This window comes from Microvirga makkahensis, from assembly GCF_009830105.1.
Taxonomy (GTDB): domain Bacteria; phylum Pseudomonadota; class Alphaproteobacteria; order Rhizobiales; family Beijerinckiaceae; genus Microvirga; species Microvirga makkahensis.
In genome coordinates, this window is record NZ_WURB01000003.1 from 130402 (window position 1) to 149491 (window position 19090).

Genomic DNA, 19090 nt, shown 5'->3' on the forward strand with positions numbered 1-19090 from the left:
GCACCAACACAACACTGTGGTCAAATTATTACAGCTGCCGAATCAGGAGCGATTGGTCCTGACCACCATCAGCTCCAGGTCTCGCACCTTCTTGCGCAAGGTATTGCGGTTGACCCCCAGGAGTTCGGCGGCGCGAATCTGGTTCCCTCTGGTTGCGGCAAGGGCGGCTCCGATCAACGGTCCTTCGATCTCCCGCAGGATGCGATGGTAGAGACCGGGAGGGGGCAGGCTGTCGCGGAACCCCGAGAAATACTCCGCCAAGTGGCGTTCGACCGCTTCCGAGAGCCCCTCGGGATTCTGGTGGGCCTGGGCGGCTGGCTTGCCTGCAGGCTGGGACAACAGAAGAGGCTGAGGATCGAGTTCCGCATCGATGATGGCGCCGGTGATCGTATCCTGAGGATACAGGGCGGCCAGGCGGCGAACGAGATTCTCCAGTTCCCGGACGTTCCCGGGCCAGCGGTACCGCTTCAGGCGGTCCATGGCCTCGGCGTCGAGCTGCTTGCGAGGAAGCCCCTCCTTTTCCACAAGTGAGAAGAAGTGCCGCACGAGATCGGGAATGTCTTCGACCCTCTCGCGCAAGGGGGGCAGGCGCAGAGGAACGACGTTGAGACGAAAGTAAAGGTCTTCCCTGAAGAGCCCCTGCTGAATGAGGACCCGCAGATCCTTGTTCGTCGCCGCGACGATGCGGACATTGGTCTTGATGGGCACCCTGCCGCCCACCGTCGTGTATTCGCCTTGCTGGAGCACCCGCAGGAGGCGTGTCTGCGCCTCCATGGGCATGTCGCCGATCTCGTCCAGGAAGAGCGTGCCGCCCTCAGCCTGCTCGAAGCGGCCGGTATTGCGCGCCGTTGCTCCGGTGAACGCCCCCTTCTCGTGTCCGAAGAGCTCGGATTCGATCAGTTCGCGCGGAATGGCGGCCATGTTCACGGCGACAAACGGCCCCTGGCGGCGCTTGCCGTAATCGTGCAGGGCCTTGGCTACGAGTTCCTTGCCGGTGCCCGATTCGCCTGTGATCATCACGGTCAGGTCCGTCGCCATCAGGCGGGCCAGGGCCCGATAGATCTCCTGCATGGCATGGGAGCGCCCGACCAGGGGAATGTCCTCGCTCTCGACAGGGGTGGCGGCAAGCGCGGCCGTTCGAGGACGCGAGAGCGCGCGCCCTACGACCGCGACCAGTTCCTTGAGATCGAAAGGCTTCGGCAGATATTCGTACGCACCTCGCTCGGACGCCTTGATCGCCGTCATGAACGTGTTCTGCGCGCTCATGACAATGATGGGAATCTCTGGCCGCAGTTTCTTGATCCGTGGAAGCAGGTCAAAGGCATTCTCGTCGGGCATCATCACGTCGGTGATGACGATGTCGCCCTCACCCTGCGCGATCCAACGCCAGAGCGTCGCCGCATTGCTGGTGGAGCGAACCTCATATCCGGCTCTGGACAGGGCCTGATTCAAGACAGTCCGAATGGCCGCATCGTCATCCGCGAGAAGGATTTGTCCGCTTGGCATGTCTTGGCCTCACATGTCGGCATCGATTCCCGGAAGGGCGCGATGCATGGGTAGGAGAACTCGAAAGGTCGTCCGTCTCGGCGCCGGGTCGCATTCGATGATGCCTCCGTGATCGCCGACAATCTTGGCCACCAGAGCAAGGCCCAGGCCGCTGCCCTGAACCTTCGTGGTGACGAAGGGATCGAAAAGATCGCTCATCAACTCAGCAGGAATTCCGGGGCCGTTGTCGCTGACGCTGAGCTCGATCGGCAGGCTCACCCGCTCCTGAGAGCCCGGCACCTGCAGCCTGACGCCGGTCCGGAACGCGGTCGACAAGGTGATTTCCCCGTCGGTCGCATCAATCCCGATGGCTTCGGCAGCATTCTTCACGAGGTTCAGGATGACCTGGATCAGCTGATCTCTGTTGCCGAGCACGGGCGGCAAGGAGGGGTCGTAGTTCTCGACGAAGCGGATATGTCGGGCAAAGCCGGATTGGGCGAGGCGCTTCACATGATCGAGCACGCCGTGGATGTTCACGGGACCGCGCTCGACCGGCCGCTCGTCGCCGAAGAGCTCCATGCGCTCGACGAGCTTCACGATCCTGTCCGTTTCGTCGCAGATCAGCCGGGTCAGGAGCCTGTCACCCTCGTCCGCCGATTGCTCGAGGAGTTGCGCGGCACCGCGAATGCCCGAAAGCGGATTCTTGATCTCGTGCGCCAGCAGCGCACCGAGCGCCGTGATCGATCTGGCCGCTCCGCGATGAGTGAGCTGCCGGTTCATTTTGTCGGCGATGGTGCGCTCCTGAAGCATCACCACCACGTTGTCGCTGGCGTCGCCCAGAGGGGTTGCGAACACATCCACGATCCGTTCGGTGCCGAGGCGGGGAGTGCCGATGTCGACACGATGCTCGCTGACGCTCGCCCCTCTTTTCCGGACCTCCTCCACAAGGGATGAGACCGGAGAGCCGAACGGCAGGAAATCGGTGAGCTTCTGGCGCTGCAACATGCGCAGGCTCGCATCGAAGAAGGCCTCAGCTGCCGTATTGGCATGAACGATGCTGTATCCCGGACCGATCGTCAGCACGGGCAAAGGCAGTGCGTTCACGATGAGATCGTTGATCGTCACTGTCATGCCGCCTTCCGAGCCCGGTCAATGTAAAGGGAGCGCAGCAGCGACACGACCCTGCCCGGATCGTCCGAGGTGACCAGCTCGGTTCGAATGTCCTGAGGCACGCGGAAACCGGCTTCAGCCGCTGCGTCGGCATAGGCCGCCAGATGCTTGCGGGCGTGCCGGATACCGACCTTGACACCGTAGAGCGAGAGCAGTCCCTCATAATGCTCCAGCGCCAATTCCGTCTTTTCGGCTGGACTCGGCTCGGGGATCGCTTCTCCCTGGAGGGCAGCGCCGATCTGGCCGACGATCCAGGGGCGGCCGACAGCCGAACGACCGATCATGACGGCTCCGGCCTTCGAGAGGGCAAGGCACTTACGAGCATCTTCGAGCGAGCCGATATCGCCATTGGCGATCACAGGAATGCCGACCGCCTCGGCAACGGGGGCAATGGCGGCCCAATCTGCCTGACCTTTATAGAATTGCTGCCGTGTTCGGCCATGGACCGTCACCGCTCGAACGCCGAGAGCTTCGGCGCGTCGGGCGAGTTCCGGGGCATTCAGGGAGGCATGATCCCATCCGAGCCGCATCTTCACGGTGACGGGAACCGAGGCGGCCTGGACGGTTGCTTCGATCAGGCGGCACGCATGGTCGAGATCCCTCATCAGAGCCGATCCCGAATAGCCTCCGATGACGCGCTTGGCCGGGCAGCCCATGTTGATATCGATGATACGGGCCCCTGCCGCCTCCGCGACCTTGGCTCCTTCCGCCATCCAGCGAGGCTCGCATCCTGCCAGCTGCACGACATGAGGCTCGATTCCAGACCCTTCGGCCCTGAGTGTCGCCTCTTCGGAGCCTTGAACGAGTTCGTCGGATGCGACCATTTCGGATATGACGAGCCCTGCCCCCAGGCGCTTCGCAATGCGCCGGAAGGCTGCGTCCGTAACCCCGGAAAGCGGCGCAAGGATCGCAGGTGCAGCGACCTTGACTGGCCCAACCCGCATGTTCTCGCCTATTTTTTGAACAAGTTCCATTGTGCCTATTTACTAGCCATTGTCGCGCAGAGCGCAAGACCCGTCAGGGAGATTTGCCTTATTTTCTGGTCGCGCTAAGGAGAACACATGCCGTGGAGAGCCACCTGATGGCAGCTGTCGCCCTCATTGTTGCTGCAGGACGTGGATCGCGAGCCGGCGACGGGTCTCCTAAGCAGTACCGGTCCCTGGCGGGCAAGCCCGTATTGACCCGGACTCTGGAAGCATTCCTTCGCCATCCGAAGGTCGGGAAAACACTTGTCGTAATCCACCCGGATGATCGCGATCTTTACCGGAGAAGCATCGCCGTGCTTCCTGAGGGCTTGAGCGAACGCCTGATGCCTGTGGCCTATGGCGGGGAAACGCGGCAAGATTCGGTTCGCAACGGGCTGGAAGCTTTGTCGGGCCTCGCTCCTTCTTCCGTCCTCGTTCACGATGCCGCCCGTCCTTTCGTCAGCGGGGCGCTGATCGATCGCGCCGTGGAGGCGGCCGAAGAATGGGGGGCAGCCGTACCGGGAGTTGCCGTCACGGACACGATCAAGGTGGTCGGCCCTCGAAGCGAAGTCGTTTCGACGCCGGACCGCGCCAGCCTTCGAGCGGTGCAGACGCCTCAGGCGTTTGATTTCGCGTCCCTTTTGGCTGCGCACCGGAAAGCCACCGCAGCAGATCAACGAAACTTCACGGATGATGGCGCTCTGGCGGAGTGGGCGGGGCTCACGGTGCATGTATTTGAGGGGGATTCCCTCAACACGAAGCTTACCCAAGCATTCGATTTTCCTGAGGCCGAAAGGCGATTGAGAGGCTTATCGATGAATTACGTGACCCGGTTCGGCACCGGATTCGATGTTCATGCCTTCGGCGAAGGCGATCACGTCTGGCTCGGCGGAATCCGGGTGCCCCATGACCGCGGTGCGGTGGCGCATTCCGATGGCGACGTCATCCTTCATGCCCTGACCGATGCCGTCCTCGGCGCATTGGCGGACGGGGATATCGGAACCCATTTCCCGCCGAGCGATCCGCAATGGCGGGGGGCGTCCTCCGATCGCTTCCTGGCACACGCCGTCGCCCTGGTGCAGGCGCGTGGAGGCCTGATCGATCATCTCGACGCAACGCTGCTGTGCGAGAAGCCGCGCCTCGGCCCCTATCGCGAGGCGATGCGCCAAAGGATCGCGGAGATCGCGGGCCTGCGGCTCGACCAGGTGTCTATGAAGGCCACGACGACGGAGAGGCTCGGCTTCACGGGCCGGAGCGAAGGCATCGCCGCCCAGGCGGCGGCGACGGTCCGCCTGCCGGAGCCGCCCCGGGAGGCACCCCATGAATCCTGAGTTGAGGCAACAGGCGGCCGCGCTTCTCAAGACCTATGAGCGGAAGGGCCTGAAGATCGCCACGGCCGAATCCTGCACGGGCGGGCTCGTGGCCGCGCTTTTGACGGAGATCGCCGGCTCCTCGGCCGTCGTGGAGCGCGGCTTCGTGACTTATTCGAACGAGGCCAAGACTGAGGCGATCGGCGTTCCGGCCGATCTCATCGCAGCCCATGGCGCGGTCAGCGAGCCCGTGGCCCGCGCCATGGGCGAAGGGGCACTGGCCCATTCCCGCGCCCATGTGGCGATCGGCATCACGGGAATCGCAGGCCCGGGCGGCGGAACGGCCACGAAGCCGGTGGGCCTTGTCCATTTCGGCCTCGCCCGCAAAGGGTTTGCCACGATTCATCTCGAGCGCCGGTACGGCGATCTCGGGCGGGAGGCCGTGCGCCGGTGCGCGGTCGCGGATGCGCTCGCGCTCCTCGAGCGGGCCCTCGCGCTCTGAGAGCGTCAGCGTGAGAGTGTCACGCTGCGAAAACCGCATCCGCCCGCTGCTCGAAAGCCTCGGTGAACTTGCGGAAAGCCTTGTCGAACACGCTACCCATGAGGATGCTGAGTGCGAAACTCTTGAATTCGTAATTGATGTAGAACTCCACCTCGCAGCCGCCCGGCGCGTCGCGGAAGGTCCAGCGGTTTTCGAGATACTTGAACGGCCCGTCCACGTATTCGACCTGAATGCGCAGACGCGGCTCGTCGAGGGTCACGCGAGTGGTGAAACTCTCTTGGATCGCCTTGTAGCCCACGCTCATGGTGGCGACGAGGGTCTCCACCCCCTCCCCGCTCTGCACTCGGCGGATGATGCGCAGATCCTCGCAGAGCGGCAGGAACTCGGGGTAACGCTCCACGTCCGCCACCAGCGCGAACATCTGGGCCGGGGTGTGCTTGACGATTCGCGTCATGCGGAAGGTCGGCATGGTTCAGGCGGCCTCCTTGGTGAGGGTGAAATGGGAGTCCAGACCCGGTATCTCTGACCGGGAGCGCAACACGAAGGCCCGCTGCCCAGGTCGCAGGCGTTCTTCCAGCATCCGGAGGGTTCTGGGTCGCATCTTGACCGGATAGGACCAGATCCAGCGCATGAAGGATAAATCGAACTTTTCCGCGCAATCCGGTCCGAGATCGGGCCTAGCGCGGCCGTAGTTCCGTGCCACGCGCCAGAGCACGGACAGGGCGCAGCGCCAGGGTGGCAGGTCAAGCCAGACGATATCGGTGGCGCGGGGCACGCGGACGTCGAACGTGGAGGCATAGTTCCCGTCCATGACCCAGGCGGGACGGGCGGCGAGCGCACGGACCCGCTCGCGCCATTCGTGTCGCGGCGGCATCGCCCAACCGGGGCCGAAATACTCCCGGTCAAGGTGGATCAGCGGCAGGTCGAGCCGCTCACTGAGGTGCCGGGCCAGGGTGCTCTTTCCCGCACCCGGGCTGCCGATGACGAGAATTCGATGCATGCCCCCATCCGAAACTTGAGTGCATCGTCCGCAAAAGGCGGATCCCGCTTGACAGCCGACGCCTTAACCGAGCTTGCCGAGACGGGCCGCCTTGAGCTTGGCGAAGTCCTCGCCGGCGTGATGCGACGAGCGCGTCAGCGGCGTCGAGGAGACGAGGAGGAAACCCTTGGCATAGGCGGTGGTTTCATAGGCCTTGAATTCGTCCGGCGTGACGAAACGGATCACCGGGTGGTGCTTCTTCGTCGGCTGGAGATACTGGCCGATTGTCATAAAGTCGACGTCCGCCGAGCGCAGGTCGTCCATGAGCTGCAAAACTTCGTTCCGCTCCTCGCCCAGGCCCACCATGATTCCTGACTTGGTGAAGATGGTCGGGTCGAGCTCCTTCACTTGCTGGAGCAGGCGGATCGAGTGGAAATAGCGCGCGCCGGGACGGACCTTCAGGTACTTCGAGGGCACTGTTTCCAGATTGTGGTTGAACACGTCGGGCTTGGCCTTGACTACGATCTCCAGCGCGCCGGGCTTCCTCAGGAAGTCGGGCGTCAGGATCTCGACCGTGGTATTCGGGCTGCGGGCGCGGATGGCATGAATCACGTCGGCAAAATGCTGCGCGCCGCCATCGGCGAGGTCGTCCCTGTCCACGGAGGTGATGACCACGTGCTCCAGGCCGAGCTTCTCGACGGCCTTGGCCACGTTCTCGGGCTCGTGCGGGTCGAGGGCTTCCGGCAGGCCGGTCTTCACGTTGCAGAAGGCGCAGGCCCGGGTGCAGGTGTCGCCCATGATCATGAAGGTGGCGTGCTTCTTCTCCCAGCACTCGCCGATATTGGGGCAGCCGGCCTCCTCGCAGACCGTCACGAGCTTGTTCTCGCGCACGATCTTGTTCGTCTCGGCCCATTTGGGGGAGCCCGGAGCCTTCACGCGAATCCAGTCGGGCTTGCGCTGTTGAACGGGCTGGTCCGGCCGGTGCGCCTTTTCCGGGTGACGGGGTCGGTTGTCCTTGTTCAGAAGGTCGAGAACGACGGCCATGGAGCGATGAACCTTGTGGGCGAAGGGATTTTACCCCTCCGAGGAGTGTCGGCCTGATGTAAGGCCTTTGGGGCGTGTTCGCAAATGCCAAAGCCGCAGGGCCGGGTTGTGGCTGAGCCCGGCTGCGGGAGAGGTTAACCTACCGCGTCACTCTTGCCCCATGCGAATCTCGCCTGCAAACTCCGCCATCAGCTCCGGATAACTCTCCATGGGCGGAAACCGCTTGAAGCTGTGCCTCGCTGGCGTCCTGGCCCACGGCAGCGCCTCGCTGGTGCAGGTCTCGATGAAGGGTGTAAAATCCCTTGCATTGTCGAAGAGCGTGGCGCGTACATTAACGAAGTCATCGAGGCCTTCGGGACGGGTGAAGAGCCAGCTCATGCAATGCGGGCAGAAGAAGTGGCGCGTGGGGCCGTGCAGCCCACCGATGACGGGATCGCCCTGCACCACTGCGAAACCGTCGCTTGGGTAGAGCGCACTCAAGGAAAACGCGCTCGCGGTCATGCGCTGGCAACCCGTGCAATGACAGGCCATGGTCATGACGGGCTTCGCGGTCACATGGAAGCGCACCTGCCCGCACCGGCACCCGCCTTCCCTTACGCTGCTCTCTTCCGCCATGAACGCCTCCCCGTATCGCCCGAAACGGGACTTTGTCGTGGGCGCGAAAGGGCGTCAATGTGGATACTGGCGCTGCGCAGGATGACGGCTCAGACCTTCGCCACCTCTCGTGATGGCGAGGGCGTCCCGCCCATCCCGGTCGAAAGAGCGCTGCGTCCCTACGGGAGGAACTCCCGGGACAGGTCCGGGATGACAGGTGAGCGCGGACGACGTCGGGAGCCGGGCCCCTCAGGCCCCGTATTCCTCGTCCGTGACATGTTCCATCCAGTCCACGGCTTTGCCGTCGAGCGATTCCTGAATGGCGATGTGGGTCATCGCCGTGGTCGGGGCCGCGCCGTGCCAGTGCTTCTCGCCGGGCTCGAACCAGACCACGTCGCCAGGGCGGATCTCCTCCACGGGTCCATCCTCGCGCTGAACCCGGCCGCAGCCGGCGGTGACGATCAACACCTGCCCGAGCGGGTGAGTGTGCCACGCGGTGCGTGCGCCGGGTTCGAAGGTGACCGTGTTGCCGGCTGCCCGCGCTGGGGTCTTGGCGGGGAACAGCGGGTCGATGCGCACCGTGCCGGTGAACCAGTCCGCAGGTCCCTTTCCGGATGGTTGCGAGCCGCTTCGCCTGATCTCCATGCCTTGTCTCCTTAGACGGTTGGACGCCCTGAGCATCCATAAGAGATGACCAAGCGGCAAAGACGCAAGGGCAAAGCTCTGACGCCATTCACATGCGCGCGCGCCCGCCTCGGCGGATGAACAGGAAGACCCCGACGGCCACTACGACGAAGGCGATGGCGATCACGGCGATCAGGATCGTGTCCCCCGTCGTTCCGGCGGCTTCCTGGGTGGGGACCACAGGCGCGGTGTCCTGGGCATGGGACAGGGTCGCGATTAGAAGAAAGGCCAGGCTCGAAAGAAGGCGCTGCATCTCGTGCTCCGTATCCAGTAGCGGATGGAAAAGAGATGCCGCAGCGCAATGTTCCCCGGGAATTCGGGGGCGCCGCAGCGGAAGCCCCCGTTCCTTCCGTTAGATGTGGATCACGCGCCCATAGGCGTCCATGACGCTCTCGTGCATCGTCTCCGAAAGGGTCGGATGCGGGAAGACCGCATGGATCAGCTCCTCCTCGGTGGTCTCCAGGTTCATGGCGATCACGAAGCCCTGGATGAGTTCTGTCACTTCCGCACCGATCATGTGAGCGCCGAGAAGCTGGCCGGTCTTCTTGTCGAAGATCGTCTTCACGAGGCCGTCCGGCTCACCCAGCGCGATCGCCTTGCCGTTGCCCACGAAGGGGAAGCGGCCGACGCGGATGTCGTAGCCCTGCTCCTTCGCCTTGGCCTCGGTGAGACCAACCGACGCGATCTGCGGGTTGCAATAGGTGCAGCCTGGGATCTTGGCCTTGTCCATCGGATGCGTATGCAGCCCCTTGATGGTCTCGACGCAGATCACTCCCTCGTGCTCGGCCTTGTGCGCCAGCATGGGCGCGCCTGCCACGTCGCCGATGGCATAGATGCCGGGGACGTTTGTGCGGCCGAGGCCGTCGGTGACGATGACGCCGCGCTCGATTTTCACACCGAGCTTCTCAAGGCCGAGATTCTCGATGTTGCCGACGACGCCGACCGCCGAAATCATCCGTTCGGCGGTGATCGTCTGCGTACCGCCCTTGCCGTCGTCGACGGTGGCGGTCACCGAGTTCGCGCTCTTCTCCACCTTCGTGACCTTCGCGCCGGTGAAGATCTTCATGCCCTGCTTCTCGAAGCGCTTGCGGGCAAGGGTCGCGATCTCCGCATCCTCGACGGGCAGGATCTGCGGCAGCACCTCGACCACCGTCACCTCCGCGCCGAGGGTGCGGTAGAACGAGGCGAATTCCATGCCGATGGCGCCGGAGCCCATGACGAGCAGCGATTTCGGCATGGCCTGCGGGACCATGGCCTCGAAATAGGTCCAGATCAGTTTGCCGTCGGGCTCGATGCCGGGCAGCACGCGCGGGCGGGCGCCTGTTGCGATAATGATGTGCTTCGCCTGATATGTGCCGGGTTCCAGAATGCCCTTCGGAGCCGGGGTCTGCGGCTGCATGGCGGGCTTTTTCGTGGCGGTCACCACGACCTCGCCGGGCTTGGTGATGGCGGCCTCGCCCCAGATCACATCGACCTTGTTTTTCTTCAGCAGCATGCCGACGCCGCCGTTGAGGCGGCCCGATACGCCGCGCGAACGCTGCACGATGGCCGCAGCATCGAAGCCGATGCCCTGAGCGGACAAGCCGTAATCCTTGGCGTGCTCCATGTAATGGTAGATTTCCGCAGAACGCAGCAGCGCCTTGGTCGGGATGCAGCCCCAGTTGAGGCAGATGCCGCCGAGATGCTCTCGCTCCACAACCGCGGCCCTGAACCCGAGCTGCGCCGCGCGGATCGCCGCCACATACCCCCCCGGCCCGCCGCCGATGACGATGATGTCGTAAAGATTTGCCATGGAATTTCCCCCGTCCTGCCCGGGCCTGGCCCGGGTATCAGCGCCATCGCGTGCCGGACCGTTTGAAAGGCGTGGATGGCCGGCGCAGGGCCGACCATCGCGTCGAGTGTCCTACACCAGCATTCCCATCGGGCTTTCGATGAGCTGCTTGAAGGCTGCGAGGAGTTCGGCACCGAGTGCGCCGTCGACCACGCGGTGATCGCAGGAGAGCGTCACGGTCATGGCCTGCACGACGGTGGGAGCGCCGTTCCGCACCACGACCCGTTGCTCGCCAGCGCCGACCGCGAGGATCGTGCCGTGCGGCGGGTTGATGACCGCCTGGAAATCCTTGATGCCGTACATGCCAAGGTTCGACACGGCCGTCGATCCGCCAGTATATTCCTCCGGCTTCAGGCGGCGGTTGCGGGCGCGGCCCGCCATGTCCTTCACCTCGGCCGAGATGGCGGTGAGCGTCTTCTGCTCGGCCTTGCGTACGACCGGGGTGAAAAGACCGCCTTCGATGGCGACGGCGACGCCCACATCCGAGTGCTTCATTTTCAGGATGCGGTCCTCGGCCCATACCGCGTTGGCGTTCGGCACGCGCTGGAGCGCGATGGCGAGAGCCTTGATGACGAAGTCGTTGACCGACAGCTTGTAGGCGGGCTTGCCGTCCTTGTCCTTGGCCGCTGCCGCGTTGATCTGCTCGCGTAGAGCCATGAGCGCGTCGAGCTCGCAATCGAGCGACAGATAGAAATGCGGAACGGTCTGCTTGGACTCCACGAGGCGCTTGGCGATGGTCTTGCGCATGCCGTCGAGGGGAACTTCCTCGTAAGTGCCCGCTTCGAACATCGCCTTCACCTGATCCGCGCCCATGCTCGGCGCGAGAGCCGGAGGCTGCGTGGGCTTCACGGCGGGAGCCGCGGCAGCTGCCGGAACCGCCGCGGGCTTTGCGCCGCCGCTCTGAAGGGCCGCGCGCACGTCCTTCTCGACGATGCGGCCGTGTGGGCCGGAGCCCTGGATCGACGCGATGTCGATGCCGGCTTCGCGGGCGATGCGCTTGGCGAGCGGCGAGGCGAACACGCGATTTCCGGAAGCCTGCTGCCCGGCCCCGTTCGGTTTCGCGGCCTGCGCGGGACCGGCGGGAGCCTGATCGACACGGGCGTAAGCCATGTGCGCGGACTGATCACCCGGGACTGCGTTGGCCTGCGGCGCGGGTGCTGCCGCTGGAGCGGCCTCGGCCTTCGGGGCCGGAGCGCCACCACCTGCCGGAGCCGTGATGCTCTTCGGGTCCTCGCCTTCGCCGGCGATCAGCGCGATCACCTGGTTTACGGGCACGTCCGTGGCACCCTCGGGCACGACGATCTTGGCGAGGACGCCTTCGTCCACCGCCTCCACTTCCATGGTGGCCTTGTCGGTTTCGATCTCGGCGATCACGTCGCCGGACTTCACCGTATCGCCTTCCTTCTTCAGCCACTTGGCAAGGTTGCCCTTTTCCATGGTGGGAGAGAGAGCGGGCATCAGGATGTTGATGGGCATGGCGTGTTGAATCCTGATCTTGAATCAGTTGACGGCTTGCGACGAACCGGGATCGCTCGGATTGTCCAGCTCGGCTTGAATGCCAGAAACGATCTCCGCCAGGGCTTCCTCTTCGGAGAAGTCGGTTTCCATGGCGTAGACGCGTGCGGCGTGGCGGGCGAGATCCACCAGGAGCACGCCCCAGGTGAACGGATCGTCGAAGGCGCGGCGCAGCGCGATGCTCACCGCCCCGTCGACCACCGAAGCCCTCAGGATTTCAATGCCACCCTTTTCGAGCGCATCAGGCGGCACGTTGAGAGCTTCGAATTTCCGCTCTTTCATGATTTCACCTGTAACAGACGGCCTTCGCGGCCTGAACGACCTCGGCGACCGATGGAAGCGCCAGCTTTTCGAGGTTCGAGGCGTACGGCATCGGCACGTCCTTGCCGGTCACGCGGGCGACCGGCGCGTCGAGATAATCGAATGCGTTCTCCATGATCCGCATGGCGATCTCGGCACCCACGCCTGATTGCGGCCAGCCCTCTTCCACCGAGACGCAGCGGCCCGTCTTCATGACGGAGGCAACAATGGTTTCGGTATCCAGGGGGCGGATGGTGCGCAGGTCGATCACCTCGGCATCAATGCCTTCTTTCTCCAGCTCCTGCGCGGCCTTGAGCGCATAGGTCATGCCGATGGAGAAGGAGACGATGGTGACATCCTTGCCCTCGCGATGGATGCGTGCCTTGCCGATCGGGATCGTGAAGTCGTCGAGCTTGGGCACCGGGAAGGACTGACCATAGAGAATTTCGTTCTCGAGGAAAATCACCGGGTTCGGGTCGCGAATGGCGCTCTTCAGCAGACCTTTCGCATCGGAGGCCGTATAGGGAGCGACCACCTTCAGGCCCGGGATCTGCGAGTACCAGGCCGAATAGTCCTGGCTGTGCTGCGCCGCCACACGGGCCGCAGCACCGTTGGGACCGCGGAACACGATGGGGCAGCCCAGCTGGCCGCCGGACATATAGAGTGTCTTGGCGGCCGAGTTGATGATCTGGTCGATCGCCTGCATGGCGAAGTTGAAGGTCATGAACTCGACGATGGGACGCAGGCCCGTGAAGGCCGCGCCGACACCGACGCCTGCGAAGCCGTGTTCCGTGATCGGCGTGTCGATCACGCGCCTGGCGCTGAACTCCTGCAGCAAGCCTTGCGTCACCTTGTAGGCGCCCTGGTATTCCGCCACCTCTTCGCCCATGACGAAGACGCTCTCGTCCTTGCGCATTTCTTCGGCCATCGCGTCCCGGAGCGCCTCGCGGACGGTCATGTTGACCATCTCGGTACCTTCCGGGATTTCTGCCATCGCATTGTAGCTCGTGCGGCTCGTGATCACCGAGGGAGCGGCAGGGGTCGAAAGATCTGTCTGCTGCGGACGCTCGGAGGGAGCTGGGCGATCTGCCATGCCTTCGGCCTGCATGTCGGGTACGGGAGCCTGCTGTGGCGCGCTCGGTCCAGGCGCCGGAGGCGGCTCGCCGCCACCCTGAGCCGGCGCGCGCGAGGCGGCCGCCGATACATCCTCGCCCTCGTCAGCCAGAATCGCGATGGGCGTGTTCACGGCCACGTTGTCGGTGCCATCGGAGACCAGGATCTTGGCGAGGACGCCCTCGTCGATCGCCTCGACCTCCATGGTCGCCTTGTCGGTTTCGATCTCGGCCAGCACGTCGCCAGGCTTGACCTTGTCGCCTTCCTTTTTCAGCCACTTGGCCAGTTTGCCCTGCTCCATGGTGGGCGAGAGGGCGGGCATGAGAATATCGGTCGCCATGAAAGACTCGTGTTGATTGTCGCTGCGGCGAAAGTTTCGGAGCGGCGCTGAATGCGCCGCCATCTGTCGTCAGGGCACAGGTTGATCGGAGAACCGGCGCCCTCTTTCCTGAGCCTTACTCAGAGAAGGATATCCGTGTAGAGCTCGGACGGATCGGGCTCCGGATCGTGCGTGGCGAACTCGGCCGCTTCGTTCACGATCTCGCGCACCTTGCTGTCGATGGCCCTCAGCTCCTCTTCCGAAAGCTTCCAGCCCTCCAGGAGACGGCGGCGCACCTGCTCGATTGGATCGTGCTCCTCGCGCATGCGGGCCACTTCGTCCTTCGTGCGGTACTTCGCCGGATCTGACATGGAATGGCCGCGATAGCGGTAGGTCTGCATCTCAAGAATGTACGGCCCCTTGCCGGAGCGGGCATGTTCGATGGCGCGCCGGCCGGCGGCGTAGACCGCGCGAACATCCATGCCGTCCACCTGCTCACCGGGAATGCCGAAGGACACGCCGCGTTTCGAGAAATCGGTCTGCGCCGAGGCGCGGTTCACGGCAGTGCCCATGGCGTAGCGATTGTTCTCGATCACGTAGACCACAGGCAGCTTCCAGAGCTGCGCCATGTTGAAGCTCTCGTAGACCTGACCCTGATTGGCCGCGCCGTCGCCGAAATAGGTCAGGCAGACATTACCGTTCTCGCGGTAATGGTTGGCGAAGGCAATGCCGGTGCCGAGCGACACCTGGGCGCCGACGATGCCATGACCACCGTAGAAGTGCTTCTCTTTTGAGAACATGTGCATGGAGCCGCCCTTGCCTTTCGACAGGCCGCCGCGGCGGCCTGTCAACTCGGCCATGACGCCCTTCGCGTCCATGCCGCAGGCCAGCATGTGACCGTGATCCCGGTAGCCGGTGATCACCTGGTCGCCCTCTTTCGTCGCCATCTGCATGCCGACGACCACGGCCTCCTGGCCGATATAGAGGTGGCAGAAACCGCCTATGAGGCCCATGCCGTACATCTGGCCGGACTTCTCCTCGAAGCGGCGGATCAGCAACATGTCGTTGTAGGCGGAAAGATCCTGATCTTTGTCGAATTGTGGGGTATTGGGGGCAGCTCCGCGACCAGAGCCTTTGCTGGAAGTGGACTTGTTAGCCGCGCCTGCACCGGCACGGCCCGCCTTGCGGGCAGCAACAGCCATCGGTTCCTCCGAAGGATTTCCTCGACGAAAGTTGTAGCGCAGTCGAATTCGGAAATCGAGAGCCCCAAACGACCTTTTGCGCTGCACAATAAATTGCGCAACTTATTGTTTTAACTTATTAAAATCAGATCAACACAAATTCAGTTAATTCATTCTTTCGGGTGATCCCGGTTATGGGCCTGTAATGATGACGAGATCGTTCTTATGGACACGCCCCAACATTACCCGAGCCCTTTCCTCGAGGAGATCCCGATCGATCTGATCGCTCCTGAGCAAGGAGATACGGCGCTCCCACTGTGTCCGTTCGTCTCGGAGGCCATCCAGTTCCCGGTTCAGCTCGGCCATCTGAGCCTCATACTGCTGCTGCGCCTCGATGCCACGAGCCCCGCTATGGGCGTGGTGCACGAAATACGCCGCCACCGCTGCCGAGACGCTGTAGAGCGCCAGCGGTATCAAGAATCGTCTCAGTCGCCTGCGGATCACCATAGGCTCGTTCTAAACCGCACATGGTTAAGGAGGCGTTAGAAGAGCTCATCTGCCACTCGCATCACAGGCTCTGTGATGGACTCGATTCCTGGAGCACCGCGCCTTAGGCGCCGCGCCCTTCTTCTATGGGGCGATCCGGAACCAGCCCGACCATGATAGGAGGAGAATCACTACGGGATGTGGGGAGAGATGCCGATAGCCGGACTCGATCCCGATCGAGAGGCGATAGCGAAGAAGGAGAGCTAAACAAGAAAGGCCGCGCGGGGCGGCCTTTCTCAAGCAACTGAAATGCAGTTATCTTACACCAACGCCTTCAATGCGGCGCGGCCTGCGTAGCGGGCCTGCGATCCCAGCTCCTCCTCGATGCGGATGAGCTGGTTGTACTTGGCCAACCGGTCCGAACGGGCGAGCGAGCCGGTTTTGATCTGCCCGCAATTGGTGGCGACTGCCAGGTCGGCGATGGTGGAATCCTCAGTCTCGCCCGACCGGTGCGACATGACGGCGGTGTAGCCGGCGCGCTGGGCCATGTCGACCGCGTTGAGCGTCTCGGTAAGCGAGCCGATCTGGTTGACCTTCACCAGCAACGAGTTGGCGACGCCCTCCTTGATGCCTCGCGAGAGACGGCTCACATTCGTTACGAACAGATCGTCGCCGACGAGCTGGCACTTGGAGCCGATGAGACCGGTGACGGCCTTCCAGCCCTCCCAATCGTCCTCGGACATGCCGTCCTCGATGGAGGCGATGGGATAGCTGGAGACCAGCTTCGCGAGATACTCGGCCTGCTGCTGCGGCGAGAGCGTCTGACCCGTACCCTCATAGTGATAAGCGCCGTCCTTGAAGAACTCCGTGGCGGCGCAGTCGAGGCCGATCACCATGTCCTGGCCCGGCTTGTATCCTGCCTGCTCGATCGACTTCATGATGAAGTCGAGTGCGGCCTCCGCGGAGGGCAGGTTCGGGGCGAAGCCGCCCTCGTCGCCGACATTGGTGTTGTGGCCGGCATCCTTGAGAGCCTTCTTAAGGGTGTGGAATACTTCCGCACCCATGCGCACGGCTTCCGCGATCGTCGGCGCGCCCACCGGCATAATCATGAATTCCTGGAAGTCGATGGGATTGTCCGCATGCGCGCCCCCATTGATGATGTTCATCATGGGAACCGGAAGAACGCGGGCCTGCGTACCGCCCACATAGCGGTAGAGGGGCAGGGTCGAGGCCTCGGCCGCGGCCTTGGCAACCGCGAGAGACACGCCGAGGATCGCGTTGGCGCCCAGGCGGCTCTTGTTCGGGGTGCCGTCGAGCTCGATCATGGTCTCGTCGATGGCGATCTGCTCCTCGGCATCCATGCCGCCGATAGCGTCGAGAATCTCGTTGTTCACCGCGTCGACGGCCTTCAGCACGCCCTTGCCGAGGTACTTGGACTTGTCGCCGTCGCGCAGCTCGACCGCCTCATGTGCACCTGTCGATGCGCCTGAGGGAACTGCCGCGCGGCCCATGGAGCCGTCTTCGAGGGTGACATCCACTTCGACAGTGGGATTGCCACGGCTGTCGAGGATCTGGCGGGCGAAAACGTCGATGATCGCGGTCATAAATCAGGCTCCTGGGGCTGAAGAGCGGCCGGTGCCCCCGCAACGACGGGTGCGGCCTCACGTCATGAAAAGGCTTATTGACCGAAATGCGTAAGCGGGCAAGGACGAGAGCAGCCCATCATGTCCTGATCCAAGGTGAAATACGATGACGGAGACCCATCTCCAGCTCGGCCAGACGACGGCCGCTCCCCAGTCACCCGAGGAGGCGACCCTCGACCGGGTGCCAAACCCGCATCCCGATACGGATTATCTGGCCCGCTTCACGGTGCCGGAATTCACATCCCTCTGCCCCGTGACGGGCCAGCCGGATTTCGCGATCCTCGTGATCGATTACGTCCCCGGCCCCTGGCTGGTGGAATCCAAGTCGCTGAAGCTCTACATGCACAGCTTCCGCAATCACGGCGCCTTTCACGAGGACTGCACTGTGGCGATCGGCAAGCGTCTCGCCGAGCTCCTGGAGCCCCGCTTCCTGCGGATCGGCGGTTACTGGTATCCACGCGGCGGAATTCCCATCGACGTGTTCTGGCAGACGGGCGAAGTGCCGAAGAATCTCTGGCTGCCCGACCAAGGCGTCGCGCCCTATCGCGCCCGCTGAGGAGCGGGCCGCCCCAGTACGATCGAGGCGGTCAGGCCCACACCCAGAATGATCAGGGCGGCCGTGGCGGTCGAGGCGGTGAGCCCGACATGCCGCAGGCCGAACCCCATCAGCACGACTCCGAGCGCCTGGCCGCAGAAGAACGAAAAGGCATGGAGCGCCACCGCCGAGGCCCGCGCCTGCGGCGCCACCTCGGTCACCTGCGCCTGGAAGGTGTTGTGGAGCATGTAGAAGCCCAGGCCCATGAGCAGGAGCGCAGCGAAATCGAATTTCCAGTCTCCGGCAAATCCCAGCGCGACGAGAGCCGCCCCGGCACAAAGTCCGCCGCCGATGAGAATGCGGCCGATGCCGAGATGCTTCAACAACCACGTCACGAGTGCGGAATAGACGAGGCCGCCGACGGCAAAGCCGCCGATGGCGAAACCGGCCTCGGCCGCCCCTCCCCCGCCGCGCTCCTCGAGAAGCGGCGCGACATAGGGGAAGATGCCGAAGATCGCGATAGCCTCGACGAAGACGGAGCCGAAAAGGAAGAGGGCGTGCGAATTGGTTAGGATCTCCCGATAGCGGAGAATCGCGGCACGTGAATCGAACTTTCCTCCGGGAGGCGCCTCGCGAAAACCGATCATGGTCGCGGTGAGCCCGCAGGCCATCATGAGGGTGGAGAGGCCGAACACCCCGCGCCAGCCGATCCCTTCCGCCAGAAGCCCGGCCAAGGACGATCCGGCAAGCTGCCCGACGATGATAGCGACGAGATAGCGGCTGAGGGCCACTTGGCGCTGGGCCACCGAAACCCGGTCAGCGATCAACGCGATGGAGAGCGGCACGGCGCCGCCCGCCGCAAGGCCGGCGACGATCCGCAGACCGAAGAGCGTTTCGGTATTGGGCGCGAAGAACGAGCCGGCCAGTGCCAGGAAGAGCACCGAGAGGGCCACCTTCATCACGCGCTCCTTGCCGAGCGCATCGCCGACGGGTCCGAGGACCGGCTGGATAAAGGCGTAAGGCAGCGCGAAGGCTGCGGAGAGAAGCGCGATGGTCTGCGCGGAGGAATTCAGGTCACGCGCGATGACCCCCACCATGGGTTCGACCGCGCGGGCGGAGAAGGTGCTGGCAAAGCCGCTGACGGCGAGTATCAGGATGAGGTTGCGCGAGGACATGACGCTCTAACGAAGAAGGCCGCGAGACGGGGCCTATCGCTCCATATCACGGCCCTGCAGCAGGAGGAGATGCGGGAATGCAATCCTGCCCTCCTCTGAGGTCATGAGCATTCTACGATGTCATGGCCGCCACGGCCATTCACGCCCCTATCGCCTTCCACCGCCGAGGCCGGACCTGTCCCCTGCCACCTCCATGCGGAGAGGCGCAGCGCCTCATATGGTCGCGATCACCCGCACAAGGCCGGTGACGACGCGAGGA

The 19090-nt window shown here is 63.7% G+C and carries 19 protein-coding genes and 1 pseudogene; 3 read left to right on the top strand and 17 right to left on the bottom strand.

What is annotated here, in order from left to right; translation table 11 throughout:
* Positions 1-42: 42 nt before the first annotated feature.
* Genes ntrC through dusB form a run of 3 tightly spaced genes read right to left on the bottom strand, consistent with a single transcriptional unit; the run spans position 43 to position 3599 of the window.
* Positions 43-1506, bottom strand: a complete 1464-nt coding sequence (gene ntrC / locus GR328_RS05450; RefSeq protein ID WP_160883512.1) for a nitrogen regulation protein NR(I) — start codon at positions 1504-1506, stop codon at positions 43-45.
* A gap of 9 nt (positions 1507-1515) precedes the next feature.
* The gene (locus GR328_RS05455) at positions 1516-2616 is read right to left on the bottom strand and encodes a two-component system sensor histidine kinase NtrB (RefSeq protein ID WP_160883513.1); all 1101 of its coding nucleotides are present in this window, start codon (positions 2614-2616) and stop codon (positions 1516-1518) included.
* Positions 2613-3599 carry a tRNA dihydrouridine synthase DusB gene (dusB, locus tag GR328_RS05460; RefSeq protein ID WP_160883514.1) on the bottom strand — a complete coding sequence of 329 codons (987 nt, stop codon included), beginning with the start codon at positions 3597-3599 and terminating at the stop codon, positions 2613-2615. Before dusB ends, GR328_RS05455 begins: the two co-directional genes overlap by 4 nt.
* A 137-nt stretch (positions 3600-3736) precedes the next feature.
* Between dusB and GR328_RS05465 the strand changes: the two genes are divergently transcribed.
* Positions 3737-4951, top strand: coding sequence for a bifunctional 2-C-methyl-D-erythritol 4-phosphate cytidylyltransferase/2-C-methyl-D-erythritol 2,4-cyclodiphosphate synthase (locus tag GR328_RS05465; RefSeq protein ID WP_160883515.1), 1215 nt, complete (start codon positions 3737-3739; stop codon positions 4949-4951).
* A complete protein-coding gene (locus GR328_RS05470; protein WP_160883516.1) occupies positions 4941-5432 on the top strand; it encodes a CinA family protein in 492 nt (163 codons plus the stop codon). Before GR328_RS05465 ends, GR328_RS05470 begins: the two co-directional genes overlap by 11 nt.
* A gap of 19 nt (positions 5433-5451) precedes the next feature.
* Here the strand turns inward: GR328_RS05470 and GR328_RS05475 are convergent, their stop codons facing one another.
* The 13 genes and pseudogenes from GR328_RS05475 to eno all read right to left on the bottom strand — a co-directional run bounded on the left by GR328_RS05475 (position 5452) and on the right by eno (position 17082).
* Positions 5452-5901, bottom strand: coding sequence for a type II toxin-antitoxin system RatA family toxin (locus tag GR328_RS05475; protein WP_160883517.1), 450 nt, complete (start codon positions 5899-5901; stop codon positions 5452-5454).
* Between the two features lie 3 nt (positions 5902-5904).
* Positions 5905-6447, bottom strand: a pseudogene (locus GR328_RS05480) (P-loop NTPase family protein); the annotation flags it as partial.
* Between the two features lie 48 nt (positions 6448-6495).
* Positions 6496-7455 carry a lipoyl synthase gene (gene lipA, locus GR328_RS05485; RefSeq protein ID WP_160883519.1) on the bottom strand — a complete coding sequence of 320 codons (960 nt, stop codon included), beginning with the start codon at positions 7453-7455 and terminating at the stop codon, positions 6496-6498.
* 147 nt (positions 7456-7602) lie between these two features.
* Positions 7603-8070 carry a GFA family protein gene (locus tag GR328_RS05490; RefSeq protein ID WP_160883520.1) on the bottom strand — a complete coding sequence of 156 codons (468 nt, stop codon included), beginning with the start codon at positions 8068-8070 and terminating at the stop codon, positions 7603-7605.
* A 228-nt stretch (positions 8071-8298) separates the two neighbouring features.
* Positions 8299-8694 carry a (R)-mandelonitrile lyase gene (locus GR328_RS05495; protein ID WP_160883521.1) on the bottom strand — a complete coding sequence of 132 codons (396 nt, stop codon included), beginning with the start codon at positions 8692-8694 and terminating at the stop codon, positions 8299-8301.
* 88 nt (positions 8695-8782) lie between these two features.
* Positions 8783-8986, bottom strand: coding sequence for a hypothetical protein (locus tag GR328_RS05500; RefSeq protein WP_160883522.1), 204 nt, complete (start codon positions 8984-8986; stop codon positions 8783-8785).
* Positions 8987-9085: 99 nt separating this feature from the next.
* Positions 9086-10525, bottom strand: coding sequence for a dihydrolipoyl dehydrogenase (gene lpdA / locus GR328_RS05505; RefSeq protein ID WP_160883523.1), 1440 nt, complete (start codon positions 10523-10525; stop codon positions 9086-9088).
* Between the two features lie 111 nt (positions 10526-10636).
* Positions 10637-12040: a pyruvate dehydrogenase complex dihydrolipoamide acetyltransferase gene (locus GR328_RS05510; RefSeq protein WP_160883524.1), complete on the bottom strand. Its 1404-nt coding sequence runs from the start codon at positions 12038-12040 to the stop codon at positions 10637-10639.
* Positions 12041-12064: 24 nt separating this feature from the next.
* Positions 12065-12361 (bottom strand): DUF5076 domain-containing protein, encoded by a 297-nt coding sequence (locus tag GR328_RS05515; protein ID WP_160883525.1) that lies wholly within the window; start codon positions 12359-12361, stop codon positions 12065-12067.
* A gap of 4 nt (positions 12362-12365) precedes the next feature.
* Positions 12366-13832, bottom strand: coding sequence for a pyruvate dehydrogenase complex E1 component subunit beta (locus tag GR328_RS05520; RefSeq protein ID WP_160883526.1), 1467 nt, complete (start codon positions 13830-13832; stop codon positions 12366-12368).
* 119 nt (positions 13833-13951) lie between these two features.
* On the bottom strand, positions 13952-15013 hold the full coding sequence (gene pdhA, locus GR328_RS05525) for a pyruvate dehydrogenase (acetyl-transferring) E1 component subunit alpha (protein WP_160883527.1): 1062 nt from the start codon (positions 15011-15013) through the stop codon (positions 13952-13954).
* A gap of 171 nt (positions 15014-15184) precedes the next feature.
* On the bottom strand, positions 15185-15499 hold the full coding sequence (locus tag GR328_RS05530) for an FtsB family cell division protein (RefSeq protein WP_160883528.1): 315 nt from the start codon (positions 15497-15499) through the stop codon (positions 15185-15187).
* Positions 15500-15798: 299 nt separating this feature from the next.
* A complete protein-coding gene (gene eno, locus GR328_RS05535) occupies positions 15799-17082 on the bottom strand; it encodes a phosphopyruvate hydratase (protein WP_160883529.1) in 1284 nt (427 codons plus the stop codon).
* Between the two features lie 145 nt (positions 17083-17227).
* Here eno and queF point away from each other — a divergent pair, with 145 nt between their 5' ends.
* Positions 17228-17677 (top strand): preQ(1) synthase, encoded by a 450-nt coding sequence (gene queF, locus GR328_RS05540; RefSeq protein WP_160883530.1) that lies wholly within the window; start codon positions 17228-17230, stop codon positions 17675-17677.
* Here the strand turns inward: queF and GR328_RS05545 are convergent.
* A complete protein-coding gene (locus GR328_RS05545) occupies positions 17662-18831 on the bottom strand; it encodes an MFS transporter (protein ID WP_160883531.1) in 1170 nt (389 codons plus the stop codon). The genes queF and GR328_RS05545 overlap by 16 nt on opposite strands.
* Between the last annotated feature and the right edge of the window lie 259 nt (positions 18832-19090).

Excerpts from the sequence above, each read along its gene's own strand:
- lpdA (WP_160883523.1), bottom strand. The coding sequence starts at position 10,525 with ATGGCAAATCTTTACGACATCATCGTCATCGGCGGCGGGCCGGGGGGG.
- GR328_RS05510 (WP_160883524.1), bottom strand. The coding sequence starts at position 12,040 with ATGCCCATCAACATCCTGATGCCCGCTCTCTCTCCCACCATGGAAAAG.
- GR328_RS05545 (WP_160883531.1), bottom strand. The coding sequence starts at position 18,831 with ATGTCCTCGCGCAACCTCATCCTGATACTCGCCGTCAGCGGCTTTGCC.
- GR328_RS05495 (WP_160883521.1), bottom strand. The coding sequence starts at position 8,694 with ATGGAGATCAGGCGAAGCGGCTCGCAACCATCCGGAAAGGGACCTGCG.
- dusB (WP_160883514.1), bottom strand. The coding sequence starts at position 3,599 with ATGCGGGTTGGGCCAGTCAAGGTCGCTGCACCTGCGATCCTTGCGCCG.
- GR328_RS05475 (WP_160883517.1), bottom strand. The coding sequence starts at position 5,901 with ATGCCGACCTTCCGCATGACGCGAATCGTCAAGCACACCCCGGCCCAG.
- GR328_RS05455 (WP_160883513.1), bottom strand. The coding sequence starts at position 2,616 with ATGACAGTGACGATCAACGATCTCATCGTGAACGCACTGCCTTTGCCC.
- GR328_RS05490 (WP_160883520.1), bottom strand. The coding sequence starts at position 8,070 with ATGGCGGAAGAGAGCAGCGTAAGGGAAGGCGGGTGCCGGTGCGGGCAG.
- GR328_RS05465 (WP_160883515.1), top strand. The coding sequence starts at position 3,737 with ATGGCAGCTGTCGCCCTCATTGTTGCTGCAGGACGTGGATCGCGAGCC.
- eno (WP_160883529.1), bottom strand. The coding sequence starts at position 17,082 with ATGACCGCGATCATCGACGTTTTCGCCCGCCAGATCCTCGACAGCCGT.
- GR328_RS05530 (WP_160883528.1), bottom strand. The coding sequence starts at position 15,499 with ATGGTGATCCGCAGGCGACTGAGACGATTCTTGATACCGCTGGCGCTC.
- GR328_RS05470 (WP_160883516.1), top strand. The coding sequence starts at position 4,941 with ATGAATCCTGAGTTGAGGCAACAGGCGGCCGCGCTTCTCAAGACCTAT.
- ntrC (WP_160883512.1), bottom strand. The coding sequence starts at position 1,506 with ATGCCAAGCGGACAAATCCTTCTCGCGGATGACGATGCGGCCATTCGG.
- queF (WP_160883530.1), top strand. The coding sequence starts at position 17,228 with ATGACGGAGACCCATCTCCAGCTCGGCCAGACGACGGCCGCTCCCCAG.
- GR328_RS05520 (WP_160883526.1), bottom strand. The coding sequence starts at position 13,832 with ATGGCGACCGATATTCTCATGCCCGCCCTCTCGCCCACCATGGAGCAG.
- GR328_RS05500 (WP_160883522.1), bottom strand. The coding sequence starts at position 8,986 with ATGCAGCGCCTTCTTTCGAGCCTGGCCTTTCTTCTAATCGCGACCCTG.
- GR328_RS05515 (WP_160883525.1), bottom strand. The coding sequence starts at position 12,361 with ATGAAAGAGCGGAAATTCGAAGCTCTCAACGTGCCGCCTGATGCGCTC.
- lipA (WP_160883519.1), bottom strand. The coding sequence starts at position 7,455 with ATGGCCGTCGTTCTCGACCTTCTGAACAAGGACAACCGACCCCGTCAC.
- pdhA (WP_160883527.1), bottom strand. The coding sequence starts at position 15,013 with ATGGCTGTTGCTGCCCGCAAGGCGGGCCGTGCCGGTGCAGGCGCGGCT.